Annotated in this window: 11 protein-coding genes; 3 read left to right on the plus strand and 8 right to left on the minus strand. The window is 41.6% G+C overall.

Annotation, left to right across the window (positions count from 1 at the left end; genetic code table 11):
- Positions 1 to 8 precede the first annotated feature (8 nt).
- From A4U55_RS03100 to miaB, 8 genes are all read right to left on the minus strand, one after another.
- Positions 9 to 953 (minus strand): hypothetical protein, encoded by a 945-nt coding sequence (locus A4U55_RS03100; RefSeq protein WP_003660376.1) that lies wholly within the window; start codon positions 951 to 953, stop codon positions 9 to 11.
- Positions 954 to 965: 12 nt separating this feature from the next.
- Positions 966 to 2,084 (minus strand): 3-dehydroquinate synthase, encoded by a 1,119-nt coding sequence (gene aroB / locus A4U55_RS03105; protein ID WP_003657652.1) that lies wholly within the window; start codon positions 2,082 to 2,084, stop codon positions 966 to 968.
- Positions 2,081 to 2,680: a shikimate kinase gene (locus tag A4U55_RS03110; protein ID WP_371258030.1), complete on the minus strand. Its 600-nt coding sequence runs from the start codon at positions 2,678 to 2,680 to the stop codon at positions 2,081 to 2,083. The genes aroB and A4U55_RS03110 overlap by 4 nt, the downstream gene beginning before the upstream one ends.
- Positions 2,681 to 2,911: 231 nt before the next feature.
- Positions 2,912 to 4,333 (minus strand): type IV pilus secretin PilQ, encoded by a 1,422-nt coding sequence (locus A4U55_RS03115; RefSeq protein ID WP_003673336.1) that lies wholly within the window; start codon positions 4,331 to 4,333, stop codon positions 2,912 to 2,914.
- Positions 4,334 to 4,336: 3 nt separating this feature from the next.
- The gene (locus tag A4U55_RS03120; RefSeq protein WP_003657655.1) at positions 4,337 to 4,987 is read right to left on the minus strand and encodes a pilus assembly protein PilP; all 651 of its coding nucleotides are present in this window, start codon (positions 4,985 to 4,987) and stop codon (positions 4,337 to 4,339) included.
- Complete coding sequence (locus A4U55_RS03125) at positions 4,977 to 5,615, minus strand: type IV pilus inner membrane component PilO (RefSeq protein ID WP_003657657.1); 639 nt, start codon at positions 5,613 to 5,615, stop codon at positions 4,977 to 4,979. Before A4U55_RS03125 ends, A4U55_RS03120 begins: the two co-directional genes overlap by 11 nt.
- The gene (gene pilM / locus A4U55_RS03130) at positions 5,608 to 7,485 is read right to left on the minus strand and encodes a pilus assembly protein PilM (protein WP_003657658.1); all 1,878 of its coding nucleotides are present in this window, start codon (positions 7,483 to 7,485) and stop codon (positions 5,608 to 5,610) included. Before pilM ends, A4U55_RS03125 begins: the two co-directional genes overlap by 8 nt.
- Before the next feature lie 28 nt (positions 7,486 to 7,513).
- The gene (miaB, locus tag A4U55_RS03135; RefSeq protein WP_003662052.1) at positions 7,514 to 8,983 is read right to left on the minus strand and encodes a tRNA (N6-isopentenyl adenosine(37)-C2)-methylthiotransferase MiaB; all 1,470 of its coding nucleotides are present in this window, start codon (positions 8,981 to 8,983) and stop codon (positions 7,514 to 7,516) included.
- 163 nt (positions 8,984 to 9,146) lie between these two features.
- Here miaB and A4U55_RS03140 point away from each other — a divergent pair, with 163 nt between their 5' ends.
- From A4U55_RS03140 to A4U55_RS03150, 3 genes are all read left to right on the plus strand, one after another.
- Complete coding sequence (locus A4U55_RS03140; protein WP_003660381.1) at positions 9,147 to 11,156, plus strand: lytic transglycosylase domain-containing protein; 2,010 nt, start codon at positions 9,147 to 9,149, stop codon at positions 11,154 to 11,156.
- Between the two features lie 250 nt (positions 11,157 to 11,406).
- Positions 11,407 to 12,393: a malate dehydrogenase gene (locus A4U55_RS03145; protein WP_003657661.1), complete on the plus strand. Its 987-nt coding sequence runs from the start codon at positions 11,407 to 11,409 to the stop codon at positions 12,391 to 12,393.
- Between the two features lie 153 nt (positions 12,394 to 12,546).
- Complete coding sequence (locus tag A4U55_RS03150) at positions 12,547 to 12,792, plus strand: DUF2789 domain-containing protein (protein ID WP_003660383.1); 246 nt, start codon at positions 12,547 to 12,549, stop codon at positions 12,790 to 12,792.
- The last annotated feature ends 342 nt before the right edge of the window (positions 12,793 to 13,134 follow it).

The raw sequence follows: 13,134 nt of genomic DNA on the forward strand, positions 1-13,134 counted from the left end.
CCCATCTTTTATTGCGATTCTGTCTCTGCCGAATGGCTTTGGGTTGGTGCAGTGCCTTTAGATATTTCATTTTTGGGTACTATATCGGCTGTTTGCTGCGGTGACTGTGGGCGTGCAGTTGGTGCCATAGGCAAATCGCTAGAGCTGACTTGAGATCTTTGATTAGACAAACGATTGATATCGTTTTGGATATCCAAATCAGTCGGCTGCCTGACCGACTCAGTTTGCTGGGAAATTTGTGTTTGTAATGCACGCTCACGGCTTAGGCGTGCCAATTCTTCATCTGCTGGCGTGGCCGCTTTGACTGGAATTTCGGTACGCGTCGCTTGCAGGCGAACTCGGCGAGGCTGGAAGTCTGCCAAATCCACCACATCTTGACCCAATTCATAATTGTCCATTACTGCGACCAACTCAGAGATTTTGGTGGTCTTTTGTATCACTGATTTTGGCAGTCTAAAATTTACGGTTTGCAAAGCAGATTCTGCATCAGCTGGACTGGTAAATTTACCATAAGTCAGTACATATCGCTTATTATCATTGGCATCAGTATAGCGAAAATAAGCAAAATTGTTACGATCTTCTCGGCTGTTTAGATAATCCACGATAACTTCATTTTCGGTAACATTCATCAGCTCAATGGTATAACGACCACTAATACCATTAAAATAAACTTTGTCCTTAAATTCAGGTGGATAGTTGCGTAAGTCTCGCACAAGTGCCGAATTATCCATGGGCTTAACAACATGATCAAGCTCATTTAACGCTGTGATTGTGGTCGGCAATGTCGCAACATAGGACGATGTTTGATTGGCGTTTTGTTTATTAATCATTGCTGGTACGGAGCTGGTCAACCAAACAATCAACCACAAGCCTGCCATGATAGCCGCCGCAATCAACCAATAAAGTGCCTGACGACGAAAATACTTTTCATTCACCATGGGAATTTTTGACATAATTTTACCCACTCATTCATCAACTAAAAGACTTGCGGTCGTTATTTGCCCTGCCAGCACAGCTTCTAAGTCTGATAACTCAAAATCCGCTGTTACAAACGCATCACCGATACGACGCAGTAGCACCAAGCGGATTTGACCTTGTTTAACCTTTTTGTCATGCCCCATCAGATCCAGCGCTTGTGCGACATCTATCTTAGGAGGCTTGGTCGGCAGATGATATTTTTTAATGATATTTTCAATACGCTCGACATCACAAGCACGAATTAGACCCAATCTGTACGACATTTGGGCAGCTTGCACCATGCCAGCTGCCACCGCCTCGCCATGTAACCATTTGCCATATCCTTGATGTGTCTCAATGACATGACCAAAGGTATGACCAAAATTTAACAACGCACGCTTGCCAGATTCACGCTCATCAGCAGCGACAATTTGAGCCTTAAAATCACAGCAGCGATAAACCATCTCTGCAAGTAAATGCCTATCTTTGGCATTGATTTGATCGGCATGTTCTTCCAGCCAAATCAAAAAATCATCATCCATAATCAGTGCATATTTGATGACCTCTGCCATGCCTGCTGCAAATTCACGCTCAGGCAGCGTTTGAAATGTCGTCATATCTGCCAAAACACAGCTGGGCTGCCAAAATGCGCCAATCATATTTTTGCCACATGGATGATTAATGCCCGTTTTGCCACCAACACTTGAATCCACTTGGGCAAGCAGCGTGGTAGGTACTTGGATAAAATTTACCCCACGCATAAAACTTGCAGCTGCAAATCCTGTCATATCACCAATCACACCACCGCCCAGTGCAATCAATGTGCAATCTCGTGCAAAATGCACCCCAAGTAGCACATCATAGATTGCATTAATACTGTCTTGATTTTTATAAATCTCGCCATCAGGCAGTACGCATACCTCAACATGAAATCCAGCAGATAATAGCCTTTCTTGCATTTGTGCCAAATATAAAGGCGCAACCACATCATTGGTCACAATAAGGACTTGTTTGGCGGTGATAAATGGGATAATTTGGCTAACCAAGTCAATTTGATCATCACTTGCTCGGATAAAAATGGGATAATCATGGCGTTGGGTTTTGACAATAAGTGGTGCTTGGGTCATGAATTTTCCTTAGCGTGTTGATCGGTTTTTAATTTATTGGGTGCATGATCCAAAGCATAATTTTCAAGCACTTCTAAAATCTCTCCGATCATTTGCTTGGGATATGCTCGTCCAGTCAATATGATGATATCTGCTACTTCACGATACAGCGGATGACGCTTTTTGTACAAAGACTCAAGTACTGCTCGTGGATTTTGTGCCTGTAGCAGTGGGCGGTTTTTATCCTTTTTGGTACGAGCCAGCTGTGTATCGACACTGGCATCTAAATAAATCACCAAGCCTTTTTTAAGCAGTTCTCGATTTTTGGTGCGTCCAACCGCCCCACCACCTGTTGCCATGATAATATTAGGCAGTGCGGTCAGCTCTTGTAGTGCGCGTGTTTCACGATCTCGAAAGCCTTCCTCACCTTCTTTTTCAAAAATCCATGGGATATCAGCACCCGTTTGATCAACGATATACCAATCGCAATCAATGAAATTACGCCCCAAATGTTTGGCAAGCAGCTTTCCTATCGTTGTTTTGCCTGCACCCATAGGTCCCACCAAAAAAATCGCAGGTAGTTGTTTTGATAAGGCATTACCTGCTTTTTCGACCATCACCTCTTCAATGAAAGCCGAATCGTCATCAAGCATTGTGATTTTCCAATTAATATAACATATTCGCCATGATGGGTATTTATGCGCCAACTTGACTTAATAAAATGAATGAAAATTATCTTATCATACAATGTTTGGCAATTTGTTACCAGTATTTTTATGTATTGACCATTCAGATACCGATTACTTAGATAAAAATTTCATTTATTTTATTGACCAATATAATGCCAGCTATCTTACCAATTTGGGTGTAATAAAAATCAAAAGCTCCGACTTATCATGCGCTTTGGAATCATGCCGAAACAATCGTCCAAGCACAGGCATATCACCCAATCTAGGCACTTTATTTGCACCTTCATTCTGGCTGGTGCGATAGATACCACCAAGAACGACGGTTTGTCCATCTTCGATGATGACATTCGTTTCGATGGCATCTTCTTGGATGGCGATATGACCAAGTGTTGGTACTGGATTGCCATTTTTGATATTTAGCTTAAGACCAATTTTACCATCAGGTGTGATATTTGGTGTCGCCTCCAAAATTAAAGACGCTTCTTTAAATTTTGTTGTGCTGGCACCTGAATGCGTGGTTTCTTGATAAGGAATTTGTAGCCCTGATGAAATACGCGCGGTTTGTTTATCAGCCGTCAAGACTTTTGGTGTTGAGATAACCTCACCTTGATTTTCTGCCTGCATGGCGGAGAGTTCTAAATCTAAAATGATATCAGGTAAATTTAACAGCCCAAAAGCAATGCGTCCCATGGCATTATCTACGCCCAAATCAACATTCAGATGACTGTTTTGATGACCACCTGCCGCCACACCCTCTTGCCGCATTGTCCACAAACTTCCCTGAGAGCCGCCATAATGCACTTTACCATTTTGACCATGCGCCCCAAAACTTACGCCAAGCTTTCGCCCAAAATTTTCATTAGCAGAAACAATTCTAGCTTCAATCATCACTTGTTCAACAGGGATATCAATACGCTCAATCAGTGCCTTGATATTGGCAACGCTTGCAGGCACATCTTGGATAATTAAAGTATTGGTACGCTTATCCACCGTCACTGTGCCACGCTCAGACAGTAATGTCCCACGCACAGCGGTGGTAATAAGTTCATCAGTCTGGGTATTATAGGCCCGTGATAATGGTGCTTCAGGATAAATAACATCACGGTGATTGGTTCGATTGACATTACCACGCTGGGTTTTTTCGCCCATGATGAGTGTTGCCACATCATCGGCAAGTGCATAGTTTAGACGAATGTATTCGGTTATTGTCGGCTGATTGGATTGGATAGATTTTGAGCTGATCAGCCATACATTACCATGCTTTAATACTGATAAATTTTGTGTTTGCAAAATCACATCAAATGCTTGATCCCAAGGGATATTCATCAAGCGAATGGTCATACTGCCTGTCACACTATCATCGGTGATGATATTAATACCTGTAAAACCTGCTAAAATATCAAAAACCGCTCGTACAGGAATATCGGCAAACTCAAGGCTAATGGGCTTACCTGTATAAGCTTGCTCTGCTGTTTGAGTGACAGGCACATGATCAATATGAGTATCCGCACGTACCTCCATATGAACCACACCGAGCATCACGGCGATTACCAAGCTATTTTTTAAAAATTTTTTGTCCATGTGTCATTGCTTATGAATAAAATGAATGTTTACATCACGGCGATAATAGCCACCTTGTGTATCAGCGACCGCTTCAATCAGATGTATCGTACGACTGTCAATATGGGTAATTTTTCCGTGATTTTTACCAAGATATTGTCCAGTACTCACACGATGAACGATGCCATCAGGACTCATAATGAGTGCCACAAGTCTAACATCATCAAAAATACGACCATGATAGCGTAGGCTTGATAACTCATAGCTTTCTAAAGGCTCTCGAACACGGTTGGTATCAATGACTATCGGATCGCCTTTGAAGACTTGTGCCTGAGCCTTGGCAGACTGATGAGTATCAGATGGCTGAGATGGCATAGTGTCTGCCATAGGCCAAGCTTTGGTAGATTCGGTTTTTGGCTCATCTTGCTGATCAGCGGCATGATTGGTATCAAGAACCTCAACATTTCTATAAGGATTGATAAAAGGATCTTTGCCTTGCTGATATATCATCGGCACAGATAAGGGTATCGGCACAGGCTCACTGATCGCCATACGCTCTTCATGGGTAATATGTGCAAGCTTATCATCAACAACTTGACTGGTGCTATCAGCACATCCAATCCCAACCCAAATCCAAGCACCCAAAATGCCCCACCGATAATATTCATTGAACATCAGGCACCTGCTGAGCAACTGGTTTTGGGCGTTTGTTTGCTTGATAAGTTTTCATCTGAACAATCATCATCAGCTGATGGTTCAAACCAGCCTTCAGATCAAAATCATGCACTGTCAGCAAATGGTTAGCCTCTGACAACTCAAGCAACCATCGACCCAAAGCATGATAATCCCCTGTCGCACTCACTGCGATAGGGCGTTCGGTATAATAATCCTGTTCACGACCTGCTTGAACTGATGCACTCACCACCTGCACATTAACCGCTTGTGCTTTGGTATTTATCATTCCGATAATCTCGCTCATCGGTGCTGTGCGTGGCAGAGCATTGAGCTGATTTTCAAGTTGTGTATTTTTTTGTATGACCTGATGGCTTAGATGGTCAAACTGCTGGGCTTTATGATATTTAGTGGCAAATTCATCAATTAAGGCAGATTCTTGACTTTGGGCTGCATTAAGCTTTTGAATGGTTGGTAAAATCGCAAGTAGCCAGCCAAAAATGCCAATGATCATCACGATCAAACCAAGTACCGTCAGCTGTATATATTTGGGTGATTGAGCAATGGTATGACGATTGACCTGATTAAGCTCATACCAAAAACTTTGTAGCTGATACACAAAATTATTCATTACCACGCTCGTTCACATCAGTATTTTCATCGTGATTTGTTATGTTCGCTGGCTGTATCATATCTTTGGCATCAAGTGGCAGCTGAGTGGCAGTGAGCGTAAAACTCATCGCTTGATCTGCTTGTTGCAAAGACACCACAAGTACATCAGTATACAGCCCAGACAACTCAAGCCGATGGGCAAATGCAGACACGGATTGTGTCGATACCGCCTTTCCTGTCAAGCTAAGCATATCTGCCGCCTGACTCATTTCGTCTAGATACACACCCTCAGGTATTAGGTTTGATAATTGTTGCCAGCGATACGCAACTTGTCGATCTTCTGATAAAGCATTTAACGCCTCACTGTGTTTTTGGGCAGTATCTAGCTGTTCTTTGAGCTGCTGCATTTGATGGATCTTATCGTCCAAGGTGCTGATGCGTGTTTTAATCTCATCATTGATTGCTTGTTGTTGATTGAGCCGATAATAAATTGCACCAAAAATCAGCATCATCACCAAAACAGCAAGCCCCACCACCGACACAAATATTTGACGAAACTTAGCATCAGCTTGACTGCGACGCTCTTCACGCCATGGCAAAAGATTAATCCCCTCAGATCTTGTCAAAGCCAGTGCCGCTGCTGCTGTTAACATGGGTGCTTGCTCCATATCATTATCTTCGATGGCGTGATTGACCGCGTATTTAGGATGCATGGGCAGACACAAAATATCAAGCTTTGCCTGTAAAGCCTCTGCTAACTGTGATGCTTTTGTCCATGTTGTGCCGCTGATGTATAGCCGCTCAATCGGTAAAACAGTTTGTGCCTGACAATTCTTGATCAGTGATAAGATTTTTGTGGCCATCTGATCAACTTCCAATTCAGACCGATCAGATGATTTGATATGTGGCGTATTTGCCGACGCTTCGCCAAATGAAAGTTCATCGGCTGCCATGTCATCCACCCAATCATCAAAGCGGATATGGTAGTCGCCAGTTTGAGCTTTTATCGCAATATCTGGTGTTTTTTGGATAAAATTGTCTTGCAAAGGCTGTACAAAGTCATTTTGGATTGATGCATTCGTCTTGGACAATCGATCTGTCAAATCGCCAAAATTCATCGTTAAGGGTGACTGATTGGGCCAATTTTTAGGCGTATCAACATCATGGGTAAATTGAGAAAACTGATCAAGTTCTGATTGCTCATCCAATGGCTGATTGCCAAAATTTGTCAATGTATGTATTGGCTCATTTTGCTGATATAGCAATACGCCATGATGAGTGATATAACCGCCAATATCGTGATCGGTAATCTCCACCAAAGCACTGACTTGTGCTGTCATTTTAGCCATCATGCGTGCCAAGCAAGATGTATGGACATCAACTGCTACAGCCTCTATTCCCACCATGGCAAGTACTTCACAGCAGTCATGGATACTATTTTGGTGTGCCACTGTCAGAGTGATTTGAGTTGCTACTGATGATCGCTCAAGTACTTGAAAATCAAAATAAACATCTTGGATATTACGCCCAATATAACGCTCAGCATCAACTAAGATTTGTGCTTCGATATCCTCATCTGATAAATCAGCTGGCATATCGATGAGCGTCTGCATGACTGCATCATCAGGTACACAAGTGATGGCATTTGCCTGACTTAACCCAAGCGTTTGCATCATCTGTCTTAGCGTCTGGGCAAGTTTTTCTTTATCAACAATTTTGCCAGAAACCACCACATCGGTATAAAACACACATGCCGAACCCAACCAGTGATAGCGTCCATCATGCTCATCTAGCCAAACTGCTGTTACCGCCTTTTCTCCAAAGTATATACCAATGGTTGGCGTATCAGACTGCCCTCTTAACCAAGCACGCAGCTTATTTAATCTCACATCCCACTCCGTGCCTGTATCTATCAAATTAGCCCAAGACCTCAACCAACTCGCCTTCAACTAAATGCATGCTGATGGCCTTGGTGATTTTAATCATAACAAACTTGCCCAAAAGATCAGTATCTGCTTTAAAAATTACCGAACGGGTATTATCCGCTGTACCGTGTAAATATCCCTGACGGCGATTTGCAGGCTCTTCGGCCAACACACGCAGCGTCTGACCGACCATGGCTTGTGTTTTATCAAAAGTTGAACGCTTAATAAGCTCTTGAAAAACTGCCAAGCGTTGTTTTTTGGTTTCAAGGCTGACATCATCAGGCAAATCAGAGGCGGGCGTACCAGGCCGTTTAGAATAAATAAAACTGTATGAATGATCAAAATCTAAGTCTTTTGCAAATTGAAGCGTCTGTAAAAAGTCTTCGTCTGTCTCTCCAGGAAATCCAATGATAAAATCACTTGATAAATGTAAATCAGGACGAATTTTGCGTAATTTTGCAATTTGATTCATGTAGACATCGACCGTATGGTTTCGCTTCATGGCGGCTAAAACTTGGTTTGAACCGCTTTGAATCGGCAAATGCAGATGTGATACCAACTTATCAATACTTTGGTAAGCTTCAATGATATCATCGGTAAATTCCAAAGGGTGGCTTGTGGTGTAGCGAATGCGTTCAATCCCATCAATGTATGACACATAATGTAGAAGCTCGCTGAATCGGCAAATACTGCCATCATCTTTTTCACCACGATAGCCATTGACATTCTGACCCAAAAGATTGACTTCACGCACACCCTGTTCAGCCAAGCTATCAATTTCAGCCAATACATCATCCAAAGGGCGTGATAATTCCTCACCACGAGTATAAGGCACAACACAAAATGAGCAATATTTTGAGCAACCCTCCATAATAGACACAAAGGCAGTATAACCCTCAACTCTTGGCTCAGGCAAAAAATCAAATTTTTCAATACTTGGAAAGGAGACATCAACCACACCGATACGATTTTTGGGGATTTGACCCATATCAGTTTTGGCTTGATTTGTTGTACTTTCATACAACTCAGGTAGGCGATGCAAGGTTTGAGGACCAAAAACCATATCCACATATGGCGCACGCTTTTGGATATTATCACCTTCTTGAGAGGCAACACAACCACCAACACCAATGACAAGATTTGGGTTTTTTTCTTTTAATTTACGCCAACGACCCAATTCAGAAAAAACTTTTTCTTGTGCTTTTTCACGGATTGAGCAGGTATTCATAATCAACACATCAGCATCATTAATATCATTGGTAATGACCATACCATGGCTACTACCCAAAACATCGCCCATCTTTTGGCTGTCATATTCATTCATTTGACAACCTTGGGTAACGATATAAACTTTTTTTGGCACAGCGGTATCACGATCAGCTTCCCTGATTTCATGTAAGGCTGTTGCTGGATTTTTGATGGCGGTTGCTTGAGTTTTAGGATTGAAAGTGCCAACGGTCATGGTTTTCTCCAAGGGTCTGCAAAATAAAAAATTTGTCTATTATATCATATCAATATGCCAGTGTCATTTTGTCAATATCAATTTGATGCATGTATTGGATAATTTTGGACTTTTTTATCAGTGATTGGTAGAATAAGCAAAATTTAACTCATTTAAGCTAATAATGAAAACAGCAAATAAATTGACCATCACCGCACTGCTTGCCACAATCAGCATTATGCAAGCTGCCTGTGCACAAGGTCATGCCAACGACGGTAGTATTTATCAATTTTTTGATGTCGAACGCCAAAAAAGTAGCCCAAATGCCCTACGCCAATACGAAAAAAATATGCAAGGCACACTATTTGGGATGTATCCTACCTATTGGCGGCTAAATTATAACCTATCTGGTCAATCACCCGAGGCAGTCAATCAGTTTGTCCATCAATATCCAAGCACTGTCATGAGTGAAAAACTCGCCGCTGACTATGCTGAGATTAAGGCTCGCCAAGGTGACTATGCGTCTGTGCGTGCCGTAGCAGACAGCATTGAAAACCCTGATGAATCTGAAGCTTGTGCGATTGCCTTAGGATTTAACCAAAGTCGTGATTCACTGCGAGCTTTATACCAAAAACCCAATGTATGGCTAAATACTCAAATCCGCCAATCTTTATGTGATAAACTGGCCACCGAAATGGTTTATAACCCACGCATCACCAACATCGATAAACATGAACAACTTTTGCGTATGCTACGCATTGATAAACGGCAACTTTCTAGCCGCCAAGCACCTTTGGATAAAACGGGCGATATCATCTCATTGCTTGGACAATTAAACATATCCGTCAGCTACCAAACCATTAATGAAATTCGCAATAATCCCAATGAATTTTTGACACGCTTTTCTCAAGAAAGCTACAGCAACACCAATCAATATCTATATGTTTATGCCATCAGTTTGCTGGCACACCGTTCATACTCAGAAGCTGCCATACAGCTTAATTATGACATTGCTCAAGACGAACTTAGAACACAAAAGCTCATCTCTGATATGGCTCGTCAGTATGCTTGGCGTAGCATTGCGGTCAAGCGTATGAATATGAACACCGATGATGGCTATAGTATGGATGCGGTACATTGGTTTAGAAATAGCTTGGGTGAAACTTTTAATTACGAAGAAGCAGAAGACTATGCCCAAGCAGCAATTTATTTTGGTCAATGGTCAGATGTCATTACGGCAATTAGTGCCATGACAGCCGTTGAACAACAAGAGCGGATTTGGCAGTATTGGCTGGCTCGGGCTTATGAACAGCTTGGTCAGCAAGCCAAAGCACAGCATATTTATCACAATCTTGCAAAAGGGATCGATTACTATGGGCTACTTGCCAAAGATCGCATCGGACAGCGTTTAAGTCTATCTGATATTGGTGGCAATGTATTACCATCAATCAGCACCAGCGATGAACAGCGTATGATGGCAGATCAGCACTTTGCCCGTGCAATACTACTCATGCAAAACAATGCCAGCCTTGAACATATTAATCGTGAATGGAATTGGGCGGTCAAAAAAGCACGCGACTTAGGCAATACCACTTTACTGCTGAGTGCCGCCAAAAAAGCCCATGACTTAGGATTTTATCACCGTAGCATCCATGCCATCGAAACTACCGATTATCTCCGTAATGCGGCATTATCACACCCAACCCCTTATCAAGACAGTACTTTAAAACACAGCCGCAATGCAGGTATTGATCCTGCTTGGGCGTATGGCATCATGCGTCAAGAAAGCCGATTTCAGCCATCTGCTCAATCTGGTGCAGGTGCAGGTGGTTTGATGCAAATCATTCCCAGCACAGCCACCCAAATTGCCCGAAGCTTGGGTGAATCTACAGGTAATATGAGCAATCCTGATACTAATATACGCTATGGAACTTGGTTTTTAAATGATTTGGCAAACCGTGCCAGAGGACAAATTGCGGTCGCAACCGCAAGCTATAACGCAGGTCCTAATGCTGCTCGTCGCTGGGTACCAACACATGGTGCCATCAGTGCCGATCAGTATGTAGAAGCCATCGCATACGCTGAAACCCGAGCTTATGTCAAGCATGTTATGGAAAATGCGACAATTTATAGCCTACTTTTAGGTCAATATACCCCAATTTCTCAGCGTATGGGTACAGTTAGCCCTTACTAATTATTCTAAAATCTAAAAAGACCAGTGTGGCGACTGGACTTGGGAGTCTATTTGACTGATTAAATGCCAGTTTTTACGAACTCATATCCAAAACTTGCCATCTTATACACACCAAAAAGGTTTGTCTTTAAATCCATAAAATGATACACTAACAATGATTTGACATTTTTATCGATAATATTATTATTAAAAATGTATAATCAATCTATTTTTTAAAATTTCTTAATAATTTAAACAAGGATTTTTATTCATGAAACAACCTGTACGAGTTGCTGTCACTGGTGCTGCTGGTCAAATTGGCTACAGCTTACTATTCCGTATCGCATCAGGTGAAATGCTGGGTAAGGATCAGCCTGTCATTTTACAATTACTTGAAATTCCTGTTGAAAAAGCACAACAAGCACTACAAGGCGTTATCATGGAACTTGATGACTGTGCTTTTCCATTATTAGTTGATGTCATTGGTACCGATGATCCTAAAGTAGCATTTAAAGATGCTGATTATGCACTATTGGTTGGTGCTCGCCCACGCGGTCCTGGCATGGAGCGTGCTGACCTGCTTCAAGAAAATGCAAAAATCTTTACTGTTCAAGGCAAGGCGCTTAATGAAGTTGCAAGTCGTGATGTTAAAGTATTAGTCGTTGGTAACCCAGCAAATACCAATGCTTATATCGCCATGAAATCAGCACCCGATTTACCAGCCAAAAATTTCACCGCCATGCTGCGTCTTGACCATAACCGTGCGTTAACGCAAGTTGCCAAAAAAACAGGCAAAGCTGTCAAAGACATCAAAAAATTAATCGTTTGGGGCAACCACAGTCCAACCATGTACGCTGATTATCGCTTTGCTACCATTAATGGTGAATCAGTCAAAGAGATGATCAATGATCAAGACTGGAATGCTAATACATTCCTGCCAACCGTTGGTAAGCGTGGTGCAGCGATTATCGAAGCGCGTGGCTTATCATCAGCTGCTTCTGCTGCCAATGCAGCCATCGATCATATGCGTGATTGGGCATTAGGCTCAAATGGTGAATGGGTAACTATGGGTATTCCATCTGATGGCTCGTATGGCATTCCTAAAGGTATCATGTTCGGCTTCCCTGTGACTACCGAAAATGGTGAATATCAAATCGTCCAAGATTTGCAAATTGATGACTTCAGCCAAGAGCGTATCAATATCACACTAAACGAACTTGAAGAAGAGCGTGCCGCTATTGATCATTTATTTTCTTAATTCTAGAAAATACATTCAAATATCCAGCTGGTTTTGGCTGGATATTTTTTATGTTAAAAACAACACTTAAAAAACACAAACTATACAGACTTGCATTGCTCAAGTATTGGCAAATTGCTAAAATAAATTTAATCACAATAAAAGGAGATAGTCATGTTAGGTGATATAGAATATACCATGAACGAGCTGTTTGCTCAATTAGGTCTTGCAAGTAGCGATGAAGCCGTTGAAAAGTTCATTGCAGAAAATCAACTTGATGAAGAAACTAATCTAAAAAATGCCCCATTTTGGAATGACTCACAAAGAGCATTTATCCAAGAAGAGTGGAAAAATGATGCTGTATGGGCAATGGTATTAGATGAACTAAATACCAGATTACACGAAGAACATCAATCCTAAATCTCAATAGACACTTTAATAAAATCCTGCTGTTAGTAGGATTTTATTTATTTTCATTAAATTTATCCATCATAATTTAGCAGGATTTTTTCTATCCAGCAAGATTTTGCCACGATTAAGCTCTTTATAAAAATAGATATTTAATCATCTCACTCCAATTCCAAAAACTTTCTTTAATTAATAAACACTAAAACAGCTACTGTCCATAAGTTTATAACTGTCTGAATTTCTTTTGAAAATAAACTTTAGTCATTGGATTGTACACCAAGGCCAATACCATAAAAATCCAATGTAGTATTTTTTGCTGTCTTTTAAGACTGATTCAACCCCCAAACAAAACCC

It is taken from the genome of Moraxella catarrhalis (assembly GCF_001632285.1).
Lineage (GTDB): Bacteria > Pseudomonadota > Gammaproteobacteria > Pseudomonadales > Moraxellaceae > Moraxella > Moraxella catarrhalis.